The sequence below is a fragment of the Pseudomonas sp. NPDC087615 genome (genome assembly GCF_044743445.1).
Taxonomy (GTDB): domain Bacteria; phylum Pseudomonadota; class Gammaproteobacteria; order Pseudomonadales; family Pseudomonadaceae; genus Aquipseudomonas; species Aquipseudomonas baetica_A.
Genome location: NZ_JBIUWM010000061.1, coordinates 12,887 through 34,235, shown reverse-complemented (window position 1 = coordinate 34,235; position 21,349 = coordinate 12,887). Strand labels below are relative to the sequence as shown.

20 protein-coding genes are annotated in these 21,349 nt (G+C 58.7%); 12 read left to right on the top strand and 8 right to left on the bottom strand.

Features of this window, described 5'->3' with window-relative positions; genetic code table 11:
* Positions 1-1,418: tRNA uracil 4-sulfurtransferase ThiI (gene thiI, locus ACIOU6_RS23650; protein WP_401139048.1), on the bottom strand; the 1,418-nt coding region annotated here is incomplete at its 3' end.
* A 327-nt stretch (positions 1,419-1,745) separates the two neighbouring features.
* Here thiI and glnA point away from each other — a divergent pair.
* The 6 genes from glnA to ntrC all read left to right on the top strand — a co-directional run bounded on the left by glnA (position 1,746) and on the right by ntrC (position 9,335).
* Positions 1,746-3,152 carry a type I glutamate--ammonia ligase gene (gene glnA / locus ACIOU6_RS23645; protein WP_401139047.1) on the top strand — a complete coding sequence of 469 codons (1,407 nt, stop codon included), beginning with the start codon at positions 1,746-1,748 and terminating at the stop codon, positions 3,150-3,152.
* Positions 3,153-3,280: 128 nt separating this feature from the next.
* Positions 3,281-5,344 (top strand): hypothetical protein, encoded by a 2,064-nt coding sequence (locus tag ACIOU6_RS23640; protein ID WP_401139046.1) that lies wholly within the window; start codon positions 3,281-3,283, stop codon positions 5,342-5,344.
* 108 nt (positions 5,345-5,452) lie between these two features.
* On the top strand, positions 5,453-5,965 hold the full coding sequence (locus ACIOU6_RS23635; RefSeq protein ID WP_401139045.1) for a DUF4124 domain-containing protein: 513 nt from the start codon (positions 5,453-5,455) through the stop codon (positions 5,963-5,965).
* Positions 5,962-6,585 (top strand): DUF4124 domain-containing protein, encoded by a 624-nt coding sequence (locus tag ACIOU6_RS23630; RefSeq protein ID WP_221733135.1) that lies wholly within the window; start codon positions 5,962-5,964, stop codon positions 6,583-6,585. Before ACIOU6_RS23635 ends, ACIOU6_RS23630 begins: the two co-directional genes overlap by 4 nt.
* Positions 6,586-6,816: 231 nt before the next feature.
* Positions 6,817-7,902 (top strand): nitrogen regulation protein NR(II), encoded by a 1,086-nt coding sequence (glnL, locus tag ACIOU6_RS23625; RefSeq protein WP_401139044.1) that lies wholly within the window; start codon positions 6,817-6,819, stop codon positions 7,900-7,902.
* Positions 7,899-9,335, top strand: coding sequence for a nitrogen regulation protein NR(I) (ntrC, locus tag ACIOU6_RS23620; protein WP_103485265.1), 1,437 nt, complete (start codon positions 7,899-7,901; stop codon positions 9,333-9,335). Before glnL ends, ntrC begins: the two co-directional genes overlap by 4 nt.
* 520 nt (positions 9,336-9,855) lie before the next feature.
* Here ntrC and ACIOU6_RS23615 read toward each other — a convergent pair.
* Positions 9,856-10,296 (bottom strand): hypothetical protein, encoded by a 441-nt coding sequence (locus ACIOU6_RS23615; RefSeq protein WP_221733137.1) that lies wholly within the window; start codon positions 10,294-10,296, stop codon positions 9,856-9,858.
* Between ACIOU6_RS23615 and ACIOU6_RS23610 the strand changes: the two genes are divergently transcribed.
* Complete coding sequence (locus ACIOU6_RS23610; RefSeq protein ID WP_221733138.1) at positions 10,295-10,750, top strand: tRNA (cytidine(34)-2'-O)-methyltransferase; 456 nt, start codon at positions 10,295-10,297, stop codon at positions 10,748-10,750. The two genes, ACIOU6_RS23615 and ACIOU6_RS23610, sit on opposite strands and share 2 nt — an antisense overlap.
* Before the next feature lie 122 nt (positions 10,751-10,872).
* On the opposite strand, the gene secB is transcribed toward ACIOU6_RS23610, so the two are convergent.
* From secB to ACIOU6_RS23595, 3 genes are read right to left on the bottom strand one after another with little or no spacing between them, the layout of a single operon-like run.
* Positions 10,873-11,358 carry a protein-export chaperone SecB gene (gene secB, locus ACIOU6_RS23605; protein ID WP_221733139.1) on the bottom strand — a complete coding sequence of 162 codons (486 nt, stop codon included), beginning with the start codon at positions 11,356-11,358 and terminating at the stop codon, positions 10,873-10,875.
* A gap of 56 nt (positions 11,359-11,414) precedes the next feature.
* Positions 11,415-11,669 (bottom strand): glutaredoxin 3, encoded by a 255-nt coding sequence (gene grxC, locus ACIOU6_RS23600; RefSeq protein WP_221733140.1) that lies wholly within the window; start codon positions 11,667-11,669, stop codon positions 11,415-11,417.
* A 1-nt stretch (position 11,670) separates the two neighbouring features.
* A complete protein-coding gene (locus ACIOU6_RS23595; RefSeq protein ID WP_221733141.1) occupies positions 11,671-12,084 on the bottom strand; it encodes a rhodanese-like domain-containing protein in 414 nt (137 codons plus the stop codon).
* A 153-nt stretch (positions 12,085-12,237) separates the two neighbouring features.
* Between ACIOU6_RS23595 and gpmI the strand changes: the two genes are divergently transcribed.
* The 5 genes from gpmI (at position 12,238) to ACIOU6_RS23570 (ending at position 18,922) form a co-directional block, all read left to right on the top strand.
* Positions 12,238-13,767 carry a 2,3-bisphosphoglycerate-independent phosphoglycerate mutase gene (gene gpmI, locus ACIOU6_RS23590; RefSeq protein ID WP_401139043.1) on the top strand — a complete coding sequence of 510 codons (1,530 nt, stop codon included), beginning with the start codon at positions 12,238-12,240 and terminating at the stop codon, positions 13,765-13,767.
* Between the two features lie 243 nt (positions 13,768-14,010).
* On the top strand, positions 14,011-15,297 hold the full coding sequence (locus ACIOU6_RS23585) for a murein hydrolase activator EnvC family protein (RefSeq protein WP_401139042.1): 1,287 nt from the start codon (positions 14,011-14,013) through the stop codon (positions 15,295-15,297).
* Between the two features lie 34 nt (positions 15,298-15,331).
* Positions 15,332-16,651: a S41 family peptidase gene (locus ACIOU6_RS23580; RefSeq protein ID WP_221733144.1), complete on the top strand. Its 1,320-nt coding sequence runs from the start codon at positions 15,332-15,334 to the stop codon at positions 16,649-16,651.
* Positions 16,652-16,653: 2 nt separating this feature from the next.
* Positions 16,654-17,430, top strand: coding sequence for a divergent polysaccharide deacetylase family protein (locus ACIOU6_RS23575; protein ID WP_401139041.1), 777 nt, complete (start codon positions 16,654-16,656; stop codon positions 17,428-17,430).
* A 118-nt stretch (positions 17,431-17,548) separates the two neighbouring features.
* Positions 17,549-18,922, top strand: coding sequence for a Vps62-related protein (locus ACIOU6_RS23570; protein WP_401139040.1), 1,374 nt, complete (start codon positions 17,549-17,551; stop codon positions 18,920-18,922).
* On the opposite strand, the gene ACIOU6_RS23565 is transcribed toward ACIOU6_RS23570, so the two are convergent.
* The 3 genes from ACIOU6_RS23565 to hisA form a co-directional block, all read right to left on the bottom strand.
* Complete coding sequence (locus ACIOU6_RS23565) at positions 18,903-19,658, bottom strand: ABC transporter substrate-binding protein (protein ID WP_221733147.1); 756 nt, start codon at positions 19,656-19,658, stop codon at positions 18,903-18,905. The genes ACIOU6_RS23570 and ACIOU6_RS23565 overlap by 20 nt on opposite strands.
* 73 nt (positions 19,659-19,731) lie before the next feature.
* On the bottom strand, positions 19,732-20,502 hold the full coding sequence (gene hisF / locus ACIOU6_RS23560) for an imidazole glycerol phosphate synthase subunit HisF (protein WP_090452593.1): 771 nt from the start codon (positions 20,500-20,502) through the stop codon (positions 19,732-19,734).
* Positions 20,503-20,511: 9 nt separating this feature from the next.
* Positions 20,512-21,249, bottom strand: coding sequence for a 1-(5-phosphoribosyl)-5-[(5-phosphoribosylamino)methylideneamino]imidazole-4-carboxamide isomerase (hisA, locus tag ACIOU6_RS23555; protein ID WP_095137961.1), 738 nt, complete (start codon positions 21,247-21,249; stop codon positions 20,512-20,514).
* Positions 21,250-21,349: the final 100 nt, after the last annotated feature.

The window sequence follows — 21,349 nt, the reverse complement described above, 5'->3', positions numbered from 1 at the left end:
TCACTGAGCAAATGGTGAGCATGCAGGCGACTCATCACGCCTTTGTCGCAATACAGCAGGTACTGGCGAGTCGGATCCAGCTCCTTGAAACGAGCGTTCACTGCGTAGAACGGCATCGTCTGTACTTCTATTGCGGCGAGTTCCAGCGGGTCATCCTCGGCGGCATCCGGGTGACGGATGTCGATAACGATCTGACCAGCCAGCGCTTCGCCGACTTCTTCAACCTGCAAATCCTGGCCCAATTCGTCGATCACCCGATCGATCGGCACCAGTTTGGCGTTCTCGAGCGCTCGCTCGAGCACCGCCATGTCGAATTCTTTCTCTTCATGCTCAACGCGACCACGCTTGGCAGCGGTCTTCGGATTGACCGAAATGACCCCGCAGTATTCCGGCATGTGCCGGGCGAAATCAGCGGTGCCAATCTCGTTGGCCGTGTCGATGATGTCCTGCTTGTGGGCGACGATCAGCGGACGCAAGACCAGTTTGTCGGTCACGCAGTCGATCACCGACAGGTTCGGCAGCGTCTGGCTCGACACCTGGGAGATCGCTTCACCGGTGACCAGCGCGTCGATGTGCAGGCGGTCGGCAATGGCCGTGGATGCGCGCAACATCATACGCTTCAATACGACGCCCATATGACTGTTATCGACTTTGCCGAGAATTTCTCCCAACACTTCTTCGAACGGAACACTGACAAATAGCACGCGTTGCGAGCTTCCGTACTTCTTCCAGATGAAATGCGCGACTTCCATCACGCCCAATTCGTGGGCACGACCACCGAGATTGAAGAAGCAGAAGTGCGCCATCAGGCCGCGACGCATGATCTGGTAGGCCGCAACGGTCGAGTCAAAGCCGCCGGACATCAAAACCAGGGTCTGCTCAAGTGCGCCAAGCGGATAACCGCCGATGCCGTTGTGCTGGCTGTGGATGACAAACAACCGTTTGTCGCGAATTTCCATGCGCACTTCGATTTGCGGTGCTTTGAGGTCGATTCCGGCAGCGCCGCACTCGCGACGCAGCTTGCTGCCGACGTATTTTTCAACGTCCATCGAACTGAACGCATGCTTGCCCGCGCGCTTGCAGCGCACCGAGAAAACCTTTCCGGCCAGCGCATCGCCATAGTGCTGTTTGCACTTTTCGGTGATGTCGTCGAAGTCGCCCAGCGGGTACTCGTCGATCTGCAGAAAGTGCGCGATGCCGGGCATGCAGGTCAGGCGCTCAACCATCTCTTTCAAGGCTTTGGGGTCGGTAACGCGGGTTTCCAGCTCGAGATTGTCCCACACACCGTTCACCACCACGGCCGGGTCCAGGTCACGGAGCACGGTGCGGATGTTCTTGGCCAACTGGCGGATAAATTTCGTCCGGACAGGTCGGCTTTTGATGGTGATCTCGGGGAAGACTTTTACGATTAGTTTCATGAAAACAGCGCGCGCTGGGCCAGCCGAAAAAGGGGGGCGCGGATTATAGCGGAAATTGCTCAAGGTTTAACCAGTTAATGTGCAGAAGGTTTTGCTCGCACCAAAACAGGTCATTTTTCATTTAAGGCGCTACATTAAGGGGCAGTATTTTCGCCTTTAAGACGTTTGGAACCTTTAGAAGCGTGAATTTGGGGCAAAAAACCCATGCTGGGGCACTGGCATGCAATTTGCTCCCTTGTGAGGCAGGTTGCCTTGGCAGAGTATTCGCGCCGGCATCACCCATATTAAGGGCATCCATTACTAGCCCTAAGCCACCCGGAGGACACTATGTCGAAGTCGGTTCAACTCATCAAAGATCATGACGTCAAGTGGATTGATCTGCGCTTCACGGACACCAAAGGCACTCAGCACCACGTGACCATGCCGGCTCGCGATGCGCTGGAAGACGACTTCTTCGAAGTCGGCAAGATGTTCGACGGTTCCTCCATCGCTGGCTGGAAAGGCATCGAAGCCTCCGACATGATCCTGCTGCCGGACGACGAAACGGCCGTGCTCGACCCGTTCACCGAAGACGCGACCCTGATCCTGGTCTGCGACATCATCGAACCGTCGACCATGCAAGGTTACGATCGTGACCCGCGCGCTATCGCTCACCGCGCCGAGGAATACCTGAAGACCACCGGTATCGGTGACACCGTCTTCGCCGGTCCAGAACCAGAATTCTTCATCTTCGACGAAGTGAAGTTCAAGTCGGACATCTCCGGCTCGATGTTCAAGATCTACTCCGAACAAGGTTCGTGGATGTCCGACCAGGACATCGAAGGCGGCAACAAAGGCCACCGTCCAGGCATCAAAGGTGGTTACTTCCCGGTTCCGCCGTTCGACCACGACCACGAAATCCGTACTGCCATGTGCAACGCACTGGAAGAAATGGGTCAGACCGTTGAAGTTCACCACCACGAAGTGGCGACTGCCGGCCAGAACGAAATCGGCGTCAAGTTCAACACCCTGGTGAAGAAAGCTGACGAAGTTCAGACCCTCAAATACGTTGTCCACAACGTTGCCGACGCTTACGGTCGCACCGCGACCTTCATGCCGAAGCCACTGTACGGCGATAACGGTTCGGGTATGCACGTTCACATGTCCATCGCCAAAGATGGCAAGAACACCTTCGCTGGCGAAGGCTATGCCGGCCTGTCCGAAACCGCTCTGTACTTCATCGGCGGCATCATCAAGCACGGTAAAGCGCTGAACGGCTTCACCAACCCGGCGACCAACTCCTACAAGCGTCTGGTGCCAGGCTTCGAAGCTCCGGTCATGCTGGCCTACTCGGCTCGCAACCGTTCCGCCTCGATCCGGATTCCTTATGTCAACAGCCCACGCGGCCGTCGTATCGAAGCACGTTTCCCGGATCCGGCTGCCAACCCGTACCTGGCTTTCGCAGCACTGCTGATGGCCGGCCTGGACGGTATCCAGAACAAGATCCACCCAGGCGATGCCGCTGACAAAAACCTGTACGACCTGCCGCCTGAAGAGGCGAAAGAGATCCCACAAGTTTGCGGCAGCCTGAAAGAAGCTCTGGAAGAGCTGGACAAGGGCCGTGCGTTCCTGACCAAGGGCGGCGTGTTCTCCGACGACATCATCGAAGCAAACAACGCGAATAAATCCGAAGAAGAAATCAAGGTCCGCACCTTCGTACACCCACTGGAATATGAGCTGTACTACAGCTGCTGATCCGGTAGCGCCGCGCTACGCGGCGTGACAAAAAGAGGCCTCCTTTGGGAGGCCTTTTTTGTGCGCGCGCATCCATGGATAATCCGCCGCTTCTGCGCCAAAACTGGCGTCTCGACGAAGGGATTCGCATGAAGTGGTTATGGGCTCTGGCCCTGATGGCCGGCCTTACCAGCCAGGCTGTAAACGCAGCCGAGTTTTATGAAAACAAAACGCTGGCTCATCCGCTGATCCAGGGTTTGCAGGAAAGCTCGGCGACACTGGCGTTTATCAAAGAAGCTGGCGGCGTCAAAGGTTATTACTGCATTTGCGACACGCCCGAGGCGAGCCCGCAGTTACTGGATGACTTCGGCCAAGCGACCATCGAATCGGTTTTTCTCATGTCGCTCGACAGCGAGGCGCCAACCCGATTCGTGCTGTTCCGGCACAAGGCCGCCTACAAGCTTTACGCCTACAAATACGACACTAACGATCATCTCTACAGCCGTGTCACGGCTCTGCAAAAAGCGCTCGACCGCATCACGGCTGGCCAGAAGCAGCTGGACGCTTTGACCGTCAAAAAAGCCTTGGCCCGAGTCACACCCGCCAACTACCGCTTCCACTACCAGCAGTCGGGCATTGCCGAGTTCGACCAACTCGATCTCACCGCAGGAACACTGGTCGGCTATTTCGATGAACAAAGCAAGCCACTGGACATCAACAGACCTGGCACGGATCAGTACTACTTCAAGAAAACCTATCAGGAGAAAAACGGGCGTATTCTCACTGTCACGTTCTGGCGCGGCATTGATACGCCCGTGAACGACGGCGACCGCAGGCTCTATAACTATCAAGTGGGTCGCGTGGCTTGGGAAACCGCGCCCGCCACGTTCAGTGGCAGCGAGGTTGGCCCGTCGGTTTCATTCAATTTCGGCGAGATCAGTGCCCAGGGCGCTTACGAAAAAGGTCTGCGTACTGGCATCTGGTCGTTCGCCAAGGAATACAAATATTCGGCCAGCGGCAACTATGTGGCGGGCAAACGACAGGGCGAATGGACCGAGACCGACTACTCGAAAGCCTACACCGGACAGTATGTCGATAACGTACGCGAGGGACGCTGGACGTTCCTCGACGATGGCGATTCCGATAACACCACGACGGGGTTCCAGACGTACCTGCACGGTGTACTCGATGGCCCGAGCGAAGAAATCACTGGCACCGTTATCGAGCGCGGCAACTATCGCAACGACAAGCGCGAAGGGCCATGGGTGACCGCGATCGGCAGCGGTGCCTTCGAAAACGATCTGAAAAGCGGCCCATGGACTCTCAAGACCGACAAGGGCCACAGCCAGAGCGTTAACTTCGTAGCAGGCAAGAAAGAAGGTGAACTGCGAGAGACCGACGCCAATGGTGTCTTGATCCTGATCGAGCATTACAAGGCCAATGTATTGTCCGGCACCCAGGAGTTCTATAACGCCGACGGCAAACTGCTGAACTTGCGTCATTACGAAAACGGCAAGAAAGAAGGCCGCGCACTGGATTACAGCAGCGACGGCAGCGCACTGATCAATGACATCACCTGGCACAACGATGAGCGCGAAGGCCCCTATCTGACCTTCTTGCGCGACGGCACTCCCGCCACCGTCGGACGTTTCGAGCTGCGCCGCTTTGTCGGCTCGATGAAACAATACGATGACCAGGAAGTGCTTTATGAAGAGTCCAACTGGTGCCGTTTCGACAAGGATGGCTACCCGACTGTCGATCGCTGCGGAATAACCCGACACTTCACCCATGGCAAATTGTCATCGGAGACCGACTTCCTCTACGGAGATCGACAAGCTTCCACTGACTACAACTATGAAACCGGTCGCAAGACCAGTGAGACGATCATTGGCGATAACGACCATATCACCGACATTAGTTATTACGACAACGGGCAGATCGAATGCCAAAAGAATCGGGTGGGTTTCAGCCTGCTGAAGATCAATCAGCGACAAGTCAAAACCTATGAGCACGCGGGCGACCTGACCGGCGAGCAGTTGTGCTATCACCGTAACGGCGTGGTAAAAAGCCGGGCGTTTTACGACAAAGGGCCTGTCGGTTGCACCACGCAGTACGACGAGACCGGAAAGCAAACCTACCCCGGGCCAGAGGGGTGTCCAAAACCCGTCGTGCCCGTCGGCAAGCAGAAACGCATGCTCAACTTCAGCAGTTAGAAGCTATTCAGAATCGGGCGGTTTGTGTGAGCGGATGTTGTCCCGGTTGGGCTTACCGCCGCCCCCGGCCTATGCTGCACCCACTCTCATCGTTGATCGGTCGAATCCATGGGTCGTGGTTTTCTCTTCCTGCTGCTGGTGATCGCGCTGCCCGCCGCTTCGCAGATCTACAAGTACACCGATGCCAACGGCAACACGGTGTACAGCGATCATTCGCCGGACGGCATGAAGGCGCAGACCGTGGAACTGCCGCCGCTCAACAGCGTTAAGCCTCAAGCGCCGAGCGCACCTGCTGCGCCAACCTCTGACAGCCGTGAGCAACCGCGCAGTGCCTACGAGATTCTCGAACTCGCCGGCCTGCCCACCGAAGAAGCCCTACGCGCCAACAACGGCACCTTTACCGTAAACGTGCTGATCAAGCCACGCCTGCAACCGCCACAGCTATTGAGATTGCTGCTGGACGACCAACCCTACGGCCAGCCGAGCAACGTGCCGATCCTGCAACTGGTGAATGTCGACCGTGGCGAGCATCGTCTGGCCGTGCAGGTGATCGACGGCGAAACGATCATCCAGCAGAGCCCGCCAGTAGTCTTCACCGTGCAACGGGTGCACAAGCCATGATCCGTGCATGGCTGATCGCCGTGCTGGCCATGACGGCGCTGCACGCTTCGGCCGAGGTGTTCACTTATATCGATGCGCAGGGCAATCGTGTCTACACCGATCAGCCACGCGGCAACGCCAAGCGTGTGCCGCTGTCCACCAGTAATCGCATGCCGGCTAACCCTACGGCTGCTGCGCCGATGAGCACCGCGAAAAAATCGCCGGAACAACCACCGTTCCATTACGACATGCTGCGCGTTCTGGTGCCCGAGCCCGACGCGACAATTCGCAGCAGTGCCGGTGAGCTGATCGTCAGCGTCACCAGCGAGCCCGGCTTGCAAAAGGGCCATCTGTATCGCTTGCTGTTGGACGGCAAAGCCACTGGCGAGCCCGGCGTCAGCCCGGTTTTTCCGCTGAGCAATATCGACCGTGGCAGCCACAGCCTCTCGATAGAAATTCTTGATGCTCAGGGCCGCACCGTCGAGCGCACCGCCAACCAGCCCTTCCACATGCTGCGCATCTCGCTGGCGCAGAAACGCCAGGTCAAACCCTGCGTTACTGAGGACTACGGTGTGCGCCCGGAGTGTCCGCTGAAAGACAAACCTGAAGAACCGAAAAACCCTTTCCTGCGTTTTTTCTAACGCCGCTGCGCTTTGCGCACTATATTGGTGCACAAAACTGCACACTTCCCACATTCCAACCCATTTTGGTTCGAAAGTACCCGCAAAAGCTGGCAAAGCGCCACGCAAACGAGCGTCAAACGCCCGTTTCAGGGGTTGAACGCTTCTTTTCGGAGCCTTGGTTTGGTTTTTGCATTTTCCATCTAAACACGCTTGTTTCTTGCGCACGCTCCGCCCCCAAAAGAGGCCTTGATGACTATTAGCGACGCAATCCCACGCTTGCTGCTCGACAACCTGACCACCGCCACCATTCTGCTCGATGCCGAATTGCGCCTTGAGTACATGAACCCGGCCGCGGAGATGCTGCTGGCCATCAGCGGTCAGCGCAGCCATGGGCAGTTCATCAGCGAGCTGTTCACCGAATCCACCGAGGCGCTGAATTCACTGCGTCAGGCGGTGGAACAGGCGCATCCGTTCACCAAGCGCGAGGCGATGCTTACCGCCCTCACCGGCCAGACGTTGACCGTGGATTACGCGGTGACGCCGATCCTCAGCAACGGCGCGACCCTTCTGCTGCTGGAAGTCCACCCGCGTGATCGCTTGCTGCGGATCACCAAGGAAGAGGCGCAAATTTCCAAGCAGGAAACCAGCAAGATGCTGGTGCGCGGCCTCGCCCACGAGATCAAGAACCCTCTGGGCGGCATCCGTGGCGCAGCGCAATTGCTGGCCCGTGAGTTGCCGGAAGACAGCCTGCGCGATTACACCAATGTGATCATTGAAGAGGCCGATCGCCTGCGCAATCTGGTCGACCGCATGCTCGGCTCCAACAAGCTGCCGTCGCTGGCCATGTGCAACGTCCACGAAGTCCTGGAGCGCGTCGGGCATTTGGTTGAAGCCGAAAGTCAGGGCTGCATCACTTTGGTGCGTGACTATGACCCAAGCATTCCGGACGTGTTGATCGACCGCGAACAAATGATTCAGGCGGTGCTGAACATCGTCCGCAACGCGATGCAGGCGATCAGCAGCCAGAACGAGTTGCGCCTGGGCCGCATCAGCCTGCGCACCCGTGCCATGCGCCAGTTCACCATCGGCCATATCCGCCATCGCCTGGTGACCAAGATCGAGATCATCGATAACGGGCCGGGCATTCCTGCGGAACTCCAGGAAACCATTTTCTTTCCCATGGTCAGCGGCCGTCCGGACGGTACCGGGCTGGGCCTGGCCATTACTCAGAAAATCATCAGCCAGCACCAGGGCCTGATCGAGTGTGACTGCCATCCAGGCCACACCCCGTTCTCGATCTTTCTGCCACTGGAACAAGGAGCCACATCGACATGAGCCGTAGTGAAACCGTGTGGATCGTCGATGACGACCGTTCTATCCGTTGGGTTCTGGAAAAGGCCCTGCAGCAAGAAGGCATGACCACCCAGAGTTTCGACAGCGCCGACGGCGTGATGAGTCGTCTGGCCCGTCAGCAGCCGGACGTGATCATTTCCGACATCCGCATGCCGGGTGCCAGCGGCCTTGATCTGCTGGCGCGGATTCGCGAACAGCATCCACGGTTGCCGGTCATCATCATGACCGCTCACTCCGATCTGGACAGTGCCGTCGCCTCTTATCAGGGCGGCGCGTTCGAATACTTGCCAAAGCCGTTCGACGTTGATGAAGCGGTTTCGCTGGTCAAACGTGCCAATCAGCATGCGCAGGAGCAACAAGGCCTGGAAGTGGTGCCGGCGCTGACCCGCACCCCGGAAATCATCGGCGAAGCGCCGGCGATGCAGGAAGTGTTTCGCGCCATCGGCCGCTTGAGCCACTCCAACATCACCGTGCTGATCAACGGCGAATCCGGCACCGGTAAAGAACTGGTGGCCCACGCTCTGCATCGCCACAGCCCGCGCGCGGCCTCGCCTTTCATTGCGCTGAACATGGCGGCGATCCCCAAGGATCTGATGGAGTCCGAGCTGTTCGGTCACGAGAAAGGCGCCTTCACCGGCGCGGCCAACCTGCGTCGCGGACGCTTCGAACAGGCCGACGGCGGCACGCTGTTCCTCGATGAAATCGGCGACATGCCGGCCGACACCCAGACTCGCCTGCTGCGCGTATTGGCCGACGGCGAGTTCTATCGCGTTGGCGGGCATGTGCCAGTCAAAGTCGACGTACGGATCATCGCCGCGACGCACCAGAATCTGGAAACCCTGGTGCATGCCGGGAAATTCCGCGAGGACTTGTTCCATCGCCTCAACGTGATCCGCATCCACATTCCACGGCTGTCGGATCGTCGCGAAGACATCCCGACCCTGGCCAAACACTTCCTCAGCCGCGCCGCGCAGGAACTGGCGGTCGAGCCGAAACTGCTCAAGAGCGAGACCGAGGAATACCTGAAAAACCTGCCGTGGGGCGGCAACGTGCGCCAGTTGGAGAACACTTGCCGCTGGATCACCGTGATGGCGTCCGGGCGCGAAGTGCACATCAGCGACTTGCCGCCGGAGCTACTGAGCTTGCCGCAGGATTCGGCGCCGGTGACTAACTGGGAGCAAGCCTTGCGTCAGTGGGCCGATCAGGCGTTGGCGCGTGGCCAGTCGAGCCTGCTCGACAGCGCGGTGCCGGCGTTCGAGCGGATCATGATCGAGACAGCGTTGAAACATACCGCCGGGCGTCGGCGTGATGCCGCGGTGTTGCTGGGTTGGGGGCGTAATACCCTGACACGCAAGATCAAGGAGTTGGGGATGAAGGTCGATGGTGGCGATGAGGATGAGGGGGATGAGGGCTGATCAGCCACGACCCAATGCGGGAGTGGGCTGGCTCACGAAAGCGGAGTTTCATTAAAAGTGATAGTGACTGACACGACGCCTTCGCGAGCAAGCCCGCTCCCACATTTAGCCCTACACGCACCAACCTAATGCACTTTGACCCGTGATCGGGCATCGCAGCCTGTTCAAAAAACACCCAGGCAAAACTCAAACCGCCAAGCTACAGAAGCGCGAAAGCCCCGAATTACGGGGCTTTCGTGTATCTGAGGATTTTTTCTATTTCCGAATACTAAAAGCTGGCACGCCCCCTGCAATACCTCTTACAGGTGATTCGATTTACCACCCGTTTCGGGGACCTTGGTACAGGCAGGCCGGGGATTCCCCTCTTTACACCGGGCTCATACCGCAAAGCGACGAGCCCACACTTTTGGGATCCTTGGTACAGGCAGGCCGGGGGTTCCCTCTTTACACCGGGCCGCACGTGCAAGCGTCGCCCACGCTTTTGGGAACCCTGATACAGGCAGGTCAGGGATTCCCGCTTTTATTGCTCTCGGAGATGGATCTCCAGCCGCCAGCGGTCATCGACTCGGCGGCCGACCCAGTCTGCTTGCAGCGGCCGCGCCGCCAGCACTGTCAGCAACAATCCACCATCACTCGCTCGCGTACGCCAGTTCACGTCCTTGCCATTGAGCTTGAGCTGACCTTTCTGCGCGCGGCCTTCAGCCTGAAACAACAACGCCACCGCACCGTCGACGATCTCGCCGTGCAACTTGGGCTCGTTGTTGAACCACACCACCAAGCCATCGTCGGTGACGTCAACCTGCTGCAGCACGCTCGGATCCGGCGTGGTCAGGCGACCGATCATCAAACCGATCATCAAACCGACAATCGCCAGCGAACCGATCACCCGCGGGAATAGTTTCGAACGCGGGTCCGCTTGCGGCGTAGAATGCGCGTCATCTTTACCTTCGGAGCCGTGCATGTTTCACGTCATCCTTTTTCAACCAGAAATTCCGCCGAATACCGGCAACGTTATCAGGCTGTGCGCCAACAGCGGCTGCCACCTGCATTTGATCGAACCGCTGGGCTTCGAGATGGACGACAAGCGCTTGCGCCGGGCCGGTCTCGACTACCACGAATATGCCACGCTGCAACGTCACGCCGACCTTGCCAGTTGCCTGGAAAGCCTGGGCAATCCACGGCTGTTTGCATTTACCACCAAGGGCTCGCGACCGTTTCATGATGCCGCGTTCGTCCCGGGCGATGCGTTCATCTTCGGCCCGGAAAGCCGTGGCCTGCCGCCAGAAGTACTCGACGCCCTGCCGTCAGAGCAGCGCCTGCGCCTGCCGATGCGCGAAGGCTGCCGCAGCCTGAACCTGTCCAACACCGTGGCCGTCGCTGTATACGAAGCTTGGCGCCAGAACGGTTTCAAATAACACCGCAAAACAAATGTGGGAGCGGGCTTGCTCGCGAAGGGGCTGTATCAGCTGACATCAATGTCGCCTGACACACCGCTTTCGCGAGCAAGCCCGCTCCCACATGGGTGTTGCTTAACCGTTTACTGAACGGTCGGGGTCTCGCCGCTTTCCTGCATGCGCTGCAGCTCTTGCGCGTACAGGGCATCGAAGTTCACCGGAGCCAGCATCAGTGCCGGGAACGAACCACGGGTCACCAGGCTGTCCAGGGTTTCACGGGCGTACGGGAACAGGATGTTCGGGCAGAACGCACCCAGGGTGTGGCTCATCGACGATGGGTCGAGGTTCTTGATCAGGAAGATACCGGCCTGTTGCACTTCAGCGATGAAGGCCACTTCGTCGCCGTTTTTCACGGTCACGGACAGGGTCAGCACGACTTCAAAGAAATCGCCTTCCAGCTCTTTCTGGCGAGTGTTCAGATCCAGACCGACGCTCGGATCCCACTGCTGGCGGAAGATCGCCGGGCTTTTCGGGGCTTCGAAGGACAAGTCGCGTACGTAGATGCGCTGCAAGGAGAATTGCGGTGCGGTTTCTTCTTCGCTGGCTGCAGTGTTCTGTTGGTCAGTCATCTCAGATCCTTTCTGATCTTGGGTCTTTAGGGAGTGCTGTACGTGGGTGCAGCCGTTCAGGCCTTAAGCAGCGCGTCGAGCTTGCCCGCGCGCTCCAAGGCATACAAATCGTCACAACCGCCGATGTGCTTGCTGCCGATCCAGATCTGCGGCACGGACGTGCGTCCGGCTTTCTGGGTCATTTCGGCGCGCACCTGCGGCTTGCCATCGACCTTGATCTCTTTGAAGGCCACGCCTTTGTTCGCCAGCAGGTACTTGGCTCGCGAGCAGTAAGGGCAGTAATCGCTGGAGTAGACGATGACTTCGCTCATATCACTTCACCAGCGGCAGGTTGTCGCCTTTCCAGCTGGAAATCCCGCCGGACAGCTTGGCGGCGGTGAAGCCGGACTTCAGCAGCTCGCGGGCGTGGGTGCCAGCGGTCTGGCCCTGGGCGTCGACCAGAATGATGGTCTTGGCCTTGTGTTTTTCCAACTCGCCGATACGAGCAACCAGCTTGTCCTGGGGAATGTTGATCGCGCCAACGATATGGCCAGCGGCGTAATCTTTCGCCGGACGGATGTCCACCACCACGCCTGCATCTTTATTGACCAGCGCGGTCAGCTCGCCGGTGCTCAGGCTTTTACCGCCGCCCTGCATCGTGTGCGCCAGCAGCAGAGCCAGCAGTACGACGAAGATACCGACAAGAATGTAGTGGTTAGTGGCAAATTCAATCAGGTGAGCAACCATCGAAGGAGGTTCCAGGGCGTTAAAATGTCGGCCAGTATACACAGCCACTATGGTGGGCCAAACCCCGTCCGGCGGTGACGCCGTCGGAACTTCGCTTTAAACTCCTACTCCCTTTTCCATCTCCCCCTTCTTTATTAGCCACGAGTGGATTCCATGACTACCACGCCTAAACCTTTGGTTCTGATGATTCTCGACGGCTTCGGTCACAGTGACAGCCACGAATCCAATGCCGTTTATGCGGCGAAAAAGCCTGTACTCGATCACCTTTGGGCCACCGTACCAAACGGTTTGATCTCGGGCAGCGGCATGGACGTCGGCCTGCCGGACGGTCAGATGGGCAACTCCGAAGTCGGCCACATGAACCTCGGAGCCGGTCGCGTGGTGTATCAGGACTTCACCCGAGTGACCAAATCGATCCGCGACGGCGAGTTCTTCGAGAACCCGACCCTCTGCGCCGCAGTGGATAAAGCCGTGGCCGCCGGCAAAGCCGTGCATTTCATGGGCCTGCTGTCCGATGGCGGCGTACACAGCCATCAGGATCACCTGATCGCCATGGCCGAACTGGCCTTCAAGCGCGGCGCTGAAAAAATCTACCTGCACGCCTTCCTCGACGGCCGCGACACCCCGCCAAAAAGCGCCGCTTCGTCGATCGAACTGCTCGATGCGACGTTCAAAGCGCTCGGCAAGGGACGCATCGCCAGCATCGTCGGCCGCTACTTCGCCATGGACCGTGACAACCGCTGGGATCGTGTATCCCAGGCCTACAACCTGATCGTCGACGGCCACAGCGAATTCAACGCTGCGACCGCTCAGCAAGGCCTGGAGGCGGCTTATACACGCGGCGAGAGCGACGAATTCGTCAAAGCCACCACCATTGGCGAGCCGGTGAAGGTCGAAGACGGCGACGCGATGGTGTTCATGAACTTCCGCGCCGACCGCGCCCGCGAGCTGACTCGCGTGTTCGTTGAAGACGACTTCAAGGAATTCGAGCGCGCCCGCCAACCCAAACTGGCCGGTTTCGTGATGCTGACCCAGTACGCCGCGAGCATTCCGGCACCATCGGCTTTCGCCCCCGGCAGCCTGGAAAACGTGCTAGGCGACTATCTGGCGAAAAACGGTAAAACCCAACTGCGCATCGCTGAAACCGAGAAATACGCGCACGTGACCTTCTTTTTCTCCGGCGGTCGCGAAGAACCGTTTCCCGGCGAAGAGCGCATCCTGATCCCGTCGCCGAAAGTCGCCACGTACGACCTGCAGCCGGAAATGAGCGCGCCTGAGGTGACCGATCGCATCGTCGACGCCATCGAAAACCAGCGTTACGACGTGATCGTGGTCAACTACGCCAACGGCGACATGGTCGGCCACAGTGGCGTGTTCGACGCGGCGGTGAAGGCAGTTGAATGCCTCGACACCTGCGTCGGCCGCATCGTCGAAGCACTGGAAAGGGTCGGCGGCGAAGCACTGATCACTGCCGACCACGGCAACTGCGAAAAAATGTCCGACGAAGAAACCCACCAGGCGCACACCGCGCACACCACCGAGCCAGTGCCGTTCATTTATGTCGGCAAGCGCCACCTCACGGTCCGTGAAGGCGGCGTGCTGGCGGATGTGGCGCCGACCATGCTGAAACTGCTGGGCCTGGAAAAACCCGCTGAAATGACGGGGACGTCGATTCTGGTATAAGCCACGAATAGCCAAGGCACCGCAAAACCCTGTGGGAGCGAGCCTGCTCGCGAATGCGCAGTGTCAGTCAACATCAACGCTGCTGACACACCGTATTCGCGAGCAAGCCCGCTCCCACATTGGTTTTGCGCTATTTTCAATAGCGAATCGGCTCCAGTTATCACACAGCCCCAATTGGGCGTTTTTTTTGCAGCGTCGGGCGGGCATACTAGGCCGTCCCTTACCCTGGTACCGCCCGCCCCTATGCTTCGCGTCCTGATCGCCCTTGCTCTGACATGCCTGCTCCAAACGGCCTTCGCTGACGAGCGCGCGCAAACCCAACAGCAACTGGACGCCACGCGTCAGGACATTGCCGAGCTGAAAAAGCTGCTGGGCAAGCTCCAGGAAGAAAAATCCGGCGTGCAGAAAGAGCTCAAGGGCACCGAAACCGAGATGGGCAAGCTGCAGAAGCAAGTCGATGCCCTGCAGAAAGAACTGCGCAAGAGCGAATCCGAGCTGCAGCGGCTCGATGAGGAGAAAAAAAAACTCCAGAGCGCGCGCACTGAACAGCAGCGACTGATCGCGATCCAGGCCCGAGCGGCCTACCAGAACGGTCGCCAGGAATATCTCAAACTGCTGCTCAACCAGCAGAATCCCGAAAAATTCGCCCGTACCCTCACCTATTACGATTATCTGAGCCAGGCCCGCCTGGAGCAGTTGAAGAACTTCAATGAAACCCTGCGCCAACTGGCCAGTGTCGAAAAAGACATCGCCATGCAACAAGCGCAGTTGCTGGTACAGAAAAGCAGCCTGGACACCCAGCGCGAAGAGCTGGAAAAAGTCCGCAATGAACGCCAGCAAGTCCTCGCCAAACTCAACGACGACGTGAAAGCACGCGATCAGAAACTCGCCGCTCGCGAGCAAGATCAGGCAGACCTGTCTAAAGTCCTTAAAACCATTGAAGAAACTCTGGCCCGCCAGGCCCGTGAGGCAGAAGAGGCGCGACACAAAGCGCTGATCGCCCAGCAGGAAGCAGAAAAAAAGCGTTTGCGTGAGGCGCAAGCTGAAAACAGCGACGCCCCACGAAAACCCGCCAGATCAACCTCCGGCACCCTGGTTTCCAGCAGTGGAGAGACCTTCGGTGGCCCTTTTGCTGCAACCCGGGGAAAACTTCCTTGGCCGGTTGATGGTCGACTGCTGGCACGCTTCGGTGAAAGCCGTGGCGATGATGCCCGCACCAAATGGGACGGCGTGATGATCAGCGCCTCCGCCGGCAGCCAGGTGCATGCCGTGCATGGCGGGCGCGTGGTGTTCGCCGACTGGTTGCGCGGTGCCGGGCTGCTGGTGATCCTCGATCATGGCAACGGGTTTCTGAGTCTTTACGGTCACAACCAGACCCTGCTCAAGTCAGCCGGTGACGTGGTAAAAGCCGGTGAGTCCATCTCCACTGTGGGTAATAGTGGCGGCCAGGACACACCCGCACTGTATTTCGCAATTCGTCAGCAGGGTCACCCGAGTGATCCGGCGCAATGGTGCCGCGCGCAAGGATAGGCGTTGAGTCACCAACTTTAGGAGTTCGTTCGACATGCTGCATTTGTCCCGTCTTACCTCGCTGGCCCTGACGATCGCCCTGGTGATCGGCGCGCCTCTGGCGTTCGCCGCTCAGCCGGCCCCGGTCATCGCTCCGGCAGGCACTGCCGCGACCTCCAAGGCCCCGCTGCCGCTGGAAGAGTTGCGCACCTTTGCCGAGGTCATGGACCGGATCAAAGCCGCTTATGTCGAGCCGGTGGACGACAAGACGCTGCTGGAAAACGCCATCAAGGGCATGCTCAGCAATCTTGATCCGCACTCCGCCTATCTGGGTCCTGAAGACTTTACGGAATTGCAGGAAAGCACCAGCGGTGAGTTCGGCGGTCTGGGTATCGAAGTCGGCTCCGAAGACGGTTTCATCAAAGTCGTATCGCCTATCGACGACACGCCCGCATCGAAGGCCGGTATCAAGGCCGGTGACTTCATCGTCAAGATCAACGGCCAGCCGACTCGCGGCCAGACCATGACCGAAGCCGTGGACAAGATGCGCGGCAAGATCGGCCAGAAAATCACCCTGACCCTGGTGCGCGACGGCGGGACGCCGTTCGACGTGACCCTGGCGCGCGCGGTGATTCAAGTGAAGAGCGTCAAGGCGCAGTTGCTGGAATCGGGCTATGGCTACATTCGCATCACCCAGTTCCAGGTCAAGACCGGCGAAGAGGTTTCCAAGGCCCTGATCAAGATGCGCAAGGACAATGGCAAGAAGCTCAGCGGTATCGTTCTTGACCTGCGTAACAACCCAGGTGGCGTGCTGCAGGCGGCGGTGGAAGTGGTCGACCACTTCATCACCAAAGGCCTGATCGTCTACACCAAAGGCCGGATCGCCAACTCCGAACTGCGCTTCTCCGCCACAGGCAAGGACGAAAGCGAAGCGGTGCCGATGGTCGTGCTGATCAACGGTGGCAGCGCCTCGGCCTCGGAAATCGTCGCCGGCGCCCTGCAGGATCAGAAACGCGCCGTGATCATGGGCACCACCAGTTTCGGCAAAGGTTCGGTACAGACCGTACTGCCGCTGAACAACGACCGCGCGCTGAAGATCACCACTGCCCTGTACTACACGCCAAACGGCCGCTCGATCCAGGCTCAGGGCATCGTCCCGGACATCGAAGTGCGCAAGGCGAAGATCACCAATGAGGCGGATGGCGATTACTTCAAGGAAGCCGATCTGCAAGGCCACTTGAGCAACGGTAACGGCGGCGCCGACAAACCGACCAAATCCGGCACAAAAGCCAAGGCCATGCCGCAGGATGACGATTATCAGTTGGCCCAGGCCCTGAGCCTGCTCAAAGGCCTGAGCATTACGTCCGGCCGTTGAGGATGTCTTTGCGTTTCGTCTTCGTCCTGTTGTGCTGTCTGGCGGGCGCTGTGCAAGCAGAGCCCGCCAGCTCAACGCCTCACAAAGCCTACCTGACACTGATCATCGACGATCTGGGGCAAAACCTGCCCCGGGATCGCCGTGTGCTTGCGCTACCCGGCCCGGCGACCACCGCGATCATGCCCGACACGCCGCATGCCACCGAGTTTGCCCGCGAAGCCCATCGCGCTGGCAAGATCGTTATCCTGCACATGCCCATGGATCCCGCGACCGGACCCTACGCCTGGCTTCCGGAACTGCCTATCGAAGAACTTGAGAAACGCCTGAACGCCGCCTTCAAAAAGGTCCCTTACGCGGTCGGCATCAATAACCACATGGGTAGCCGCATGACATCCCAACCGGCGGCGATGGCGTGGCTGATGGGCGAGTTGCAGCGCCGGCACAAATTCTTCGTCGACAGTCGCACCAGCGCGCAGACAGTGGCCGCACAACAAGCACAGAAGATTGATCTTGCGAGTGTTTCGCGGGATGTATTCCTTGATGACGAACGTACTGAAGCGGCGATCTTCACGCAGTTGCAGACTGCGATCACCCTGGCCCGCAAGCAGGGTTCGGCGGTCATGATCGGCCACCCTTATCCACAGACCCTCGCCGTGCTGGAGCGCGAACTGCCCAAACTCAGAGCCCAGGGCATCGAGTGGATCGACATCAAGCAGATGATCAGTGTGCGCAGTAACCGCGCCATGGTTGGCCATGGCAAAGACGGTATTTATCGGTAACACCCTGATACGTTGCTCAATACATAGTTACCGCCAGACACCTGGCCCAATTCCCGATAGTGAGACCTGCAACAGGTCGCGACTCCGCTGAGTCGCCTTTCTACTTTCAGGATTGACTATGACGACCCACGAACCAATCCCCTCGCCCGCAGGGCAGGTTGACTCCATAAAGATCGATAACCTTCTGATCAACTTCACGACGGAGTTTCTCCGGGTCTGGGATACCGCCGGCCTGCGCACAAAACCGGCCGCGTTCTGGCACCCCACTCCTGCCCCCGACCTACTGCCAGGCTATTTCCCCTTGGGCGATGTTGCCGCTGTCGGCCATGGCAATATCAACGGAAAAAGGGTGGTGGTTGTGGCTCGCGAAGCTGACACACCCAGCGCTGACCCCAGCAAAGGCAAGGCACTGCGCCGCCCTGACGATTTCGAGTTGATCTGGAAAGATGCAGGTTCGAGATCGAAGAGAGACCTCTCGATTTGGCGGCCGATCCCCCCCGAAGGCTACGTGGCGCTGGGTTCGGTCTGTTCAAACGACCACGAAAAACCTTCGTTCAACGCTGTTCGTTGTGTCCGCGCCGATCTGGTGATCGCGTCAGCGACCAGCGAACCGGCATGGAACGACAAGGGGAGCGGTGCACGACAAAGCATCAGCGCCTGGCATGCCGTTCCGCCAACCGCCGCAACAGGTGAAATCCACCTGGCCCCCGGCACCTTTGTGGGATTTTCCGGTTACACAAAACCCGAGAATTTCCTCGTCTACTCGCTACGCATGCAGATCCCGATCACGGTCAATCCGAAGCCTGCGGCCCCCCTGCTTTGCGGGGAAGTACCGACCCAGCCAGAGGCACCGGATCAGCCTACTTATATCGCCAGACTTCCGTGGTTCACGATAAAAGACCCTCTGCTGTCGCCACTCGAGCAGCTAAGTGGATCGCCCTTCTATCTTCTGGAGCGCACGGATCAGTATTTGCTCGTCGGCCATGCCCACAACACCGAAAACGAGAGCAGGACGTTCAGGTGGGTAGCGCCTCGTGCGCAGCGAGCTGGAAGCCTGCGGTCATTCACCCACAACACCTCTGTCGAATTTGGTGCTCAATGGCAAACCAACTTGCCCAACCCATTCCTGTTTTCGGCAAGGCTGAACCATGATTTCACCCAGTGCGAAATACACTCGAACGAATGGCTCAACGCAGTTGCCATTGACGTTGTAGCGGTCGTGGACAAACAAAAGTCCGTGGCGATTTACCTGATTCAGAGCGATTACAGACTGCTGCGTACCGATGGCACACCGGTGACCAGTGGTTTCAGTTACACCGATGGCAACAGCTTGCACATCAGCCAGTACGTACCTGAAAAGCCTGAAGTCATTGTCGTTCCCGAGCAGGAACCAGAAGCGGAAATGACCATCGACACTCAGGCAACAAACGACGAACCCGCCGCCCCGTTACCCGAGCCAGAATTGCCGACGGCTACAGATACCGCGCCATGATGTCGTCCACCACGCCTTCTTTGCGCAGTTGGTCCAGTGCGGCCTGAAGCCTGGCAACGACTTCGTCCGAGACATCTTTGTTCAATGCCAGATACAACTGCGCACTGTTGAAGCGCAGCACGGTCTTGAGTCCGCTCACACCATCCTGCCGCGCCAGATAACGCCCGGCAGGATCACCCGTAGCCCACAGGTCGATCTGGCCGCTGACCAGCTTCTTGGCGTTGTCCTGATCGCGCAGTACGACCACCGGCTTCAAGCCTTGTTTGGTCAACGTCTCGGCAATCGCGTCGCCCTTGTAGGCGCCGATCTTGTACTTGCGTGCGTCATTGAGCGTTTCGAGGGTGATCTTGCTGTCAGCCTTGGCCAACATGATCCAGTCGTCGGGGCCGATCGGGCCGACCCATTTGAAGAGCCTCTCGCGATCCGGCAGTCGCGCCATCACGAAGGCACCGTATCCGGGATTTTCCAGCGCCAGTTTGTACACTCGCTCCCAAGGGAAGCGCAGGGTCAGGCTGTAAGTAATGCCGGCACGCTGGAACATCTCGCGCACGATATCGGTAGCGATACCGTTGATGTTCTCGCCCTGGGCGAAGTTCTTGCCGTTCTTCGCCATGTTGTAAGGCGGGAAGTTTTCGGTGAGAAGCACCAGATCGGTGTCGGGACTGGTTTCGGCCCGGGCCGAGTTGAGCAACAACACAGAGGCACTGGCGAGAACAAGAAGCAGGCGTTTGATCATGTCGGGCTACCGGAATCCATGGCGTGCCCAAGAGTGCCTTGGGTACGCCATGCTGTCCACTGGCCTGTACGGTTTAGCGCATCACAATGCCGCGTTTGGCCATATACGCTTTCGCTTCCTGCACGGTGTATTCGCCGAAGTGGAAAATACTCGCCGCCAACACAGCGCTGGCGTGGCCTTCAATAATGCCGTCGGCCAGATGCTGCAGGTTGCCGACGCCGCCAGAAGCGATCACCGGAATACCCAGTGCATCGCTGATGGCACGGGTCACGCCGAGGTCGAAACCGTTTTTCATGCCGTCCTGATCCATGCTGGTCAGCAGGATCTCGCCGGCACCCAGGCCTTCCATTTTCTTCGCCCACTCGACCGCGTCGAGACCGGTCGGCTTGCGACCGCCGTGGGTGAAGATCTCCCAGCGCGGGGTTTCACCCGGGCCCGAGACCTTCTTCGCGTCAATGGCGACGACGATGCACTGCGAGCCGAAATGCTGCGCGGCTTCGCCGACGAACTCCGGGTTGAACACCGCCGCGGTGTTGATCGACACCTTGTCGGCACCGGCGTTGAGCAGGTTGCGGATGTCCTGCACGGTACGCACGCCACCGCCGACGGTCAGCGGAATGAACACTTGGCTAGCCATGCGCTCGACGGTATGCAGCGTGGTGTCGCGGCCATCGACGCTGGCGGTGATGTCGAGAAAGGTAATCTCGTCGGCACCCTGCTCGTCATAGCGACGGGCAATTTCCACCGGGTCACCGGCATCGCGGATGTTTTCGAACTTCACACCTTTGACGACCCGGCCGTTGTCCACGTCCAGGCAAGGGATGATGCGTTTGGCCAGCGCCATGGTCAGTCCTCAGCCTTGATACGAATCGCAGAAAGCTTGCGCTTCAGCGACGTCGAGGGTGCCTTCGTAGATCGCCCGGCCAGTGATTGCACCGATGATGCCCGGCGCTTTGGCGTCGAGCAGCGACTTGATGTCACCCAGATTGTGGATACCGCCGGAAGCGATCACCGGGATCTTCGTCGCAGCAGCCAGCGCGGCAGTAAACGGTACGTTGCAGCCCTGCATCATGCCGTCTTTGGCGATGTCGGTATAAACGATCGAGGACACGCCGTCGGCTTCGAACTGCTTGGCCAGATCAATCACCTGCACGGTGCTGATTTCAGCCCAGCCATCAGTGGCGACGAAACCGTCTTTGGCGTCGAGGCCAACGATGATCTTGCCCGGGAACGCGCGGCAGGCTTCAGCGACGAACGCCGGATCTTTAACGGCTTTGGTGCCGATGATCACGTAGCTCACGCCCGCCTTGACGTAGTGCTCGATGGTTTCCAGCGAACGAATGCCGCCGCCGATCTGGATCGGCAGGTTCGGGTAGCGCTTGGCGATGGCGGTGACCACTTCGCCATTGACTGGCTGGCCTTCGAACGCGCCATTGAGATCGACCAGATGCAGACGGCGGCAACCGCCCTCCACCCACTTGGCAGCCATGCTCACCGGGTCATCGGAGAACACTGTGGAATCTTCCATGCGGCCCTGGCGCAGACGTACGCAGGCACCGTCTTTAAGATCGATAGCGGGAATAATCAGCAACTGGCAAAACTTCAAAAATGATTTGCGAGCCCAGCGGGACAATGCAATTTGGTGGTTTGTCAGATGCTGATTATTACCCCGAAAGATATTAAATAAGGTG

Coding starts and splice junctions, on each gene's coding strand:
- ACIOU6_RS23610 (WP_221733138.1), top strand. CDS start 10,295: ATGTTTCACGTCATCCTTTTTCAACCAGAAATTCCGCCGAATACCGGC.
- gpmI (WP_401139043.1), top strand. CDS start 12,238: ATGACTACCACGCCTAAACCTTTGGTTCTGATGATTCTCGACGGCTTC.
- secB (WP_221733139.1), bottom strand. CDS start 11,358: ATGACTGACCAACAGAACACTGCAGCCAGCGAAGAAGAAACCGCACCG.
- glnA (WP_401139047.1), top strand. CDS start 1,746: ATGTCGAAGTCGGTTCAACTCATCAAAGATCATGACGTCAAGTGGATT.
- grxC (WP_221733140.1), bottom strand. CDS start 11,669: ATGAGCGAAGTCATCGTCTACTCCAGCGATTACTGCCCTTACTGCTCG.
- ACIOU6_RS23580 (WP_221733144.1), top strand. CDS start 15,332: ATGCTGCATTTGTCCCGTCTTACCTCGCTGGCCCTGACGATCGCCCTG.
- glnL (WP_401139044.1), top strand. CDS start 6,817: ATGACTATTAGCGACGCAATCCCACGCTTGCTGCTCGACAACCTGACC.
- ACIOU6_RS23630 (WP_221733135.1), top strand. CDS start 5,962: ATGATCCGTGCATGGCTGATCGCCGTGCTGGCCATGACGGCGCTGCAC.
- ACIOU6_RS23615 (WP_221733137.1), bottom strand. CDS start 10,296: ATGCACGGCTCCGAAGGTAAAGATGACGCGCATTCTACGCCGCAAGCG.
- ACIOU6_RS23635 (WP_401139045.1), top strand. CDS start 5,453: ATGGGTCGTGGTTTTCTCTTCCTGCTGCTGGTGATCGCGCTGCCCGCC.
- ACIOU6_RS23585 (WP_401139042.1), top strand. CDS start 14,011: ATGCTTCGCGTCCTGATCGCCCTTGCTCTGACATGCCTGCTCCAAACG.
- ACIOU6_RS23575 (WP_401139041.1), top strand. CDS start 16,654: ATGTCTTTGCGTTTCGTCTTCGTCCTGTTGTGCTGTCTGGCGGGCGCT.
- ACIOU6_RS23565 (WP_221733147.1), bottom strand. CDS start 19,658: ATGATCAAACGCCTGCTTCTTGTTCTCGCCAGTGCCTCTGTGTTGTTG.
- ACIOU6_RS23595 (WP_221733141.1), bottom strand. CDS start 12,084: ATGGTTGCTCACCTGATTGAATTTGCCACTAACCACTACATTCTTGTC.
- ntrC (WP_103485265.1), top strand. CDS start 7,899: ATGAGCCGTAGTGAAACCGTGTGGATCGTCGATGACGACCGTTCTATC.
- ACIOU6_RS23640 (WP_401139046.1), top strand. CDS start 3,281: ATGAAGTGGTTATGGGCTCTGGCCCTGATGGCCGGCCTTACCAGCCAG.
- ACIOU6_RS23570 (WP_401139040.1), top strand. CDS start 17,549: ATGACGACCCACGAACCAATCCCCTCGCCCGCAGGGCAGGTTGACTCC.
- hisF (WP_090452593.1), bottom strand. CDS start 20,502: ATGGCGCTGGCCAAACGCATCATCCCTTGCCTGGACGTGGACAACGGC.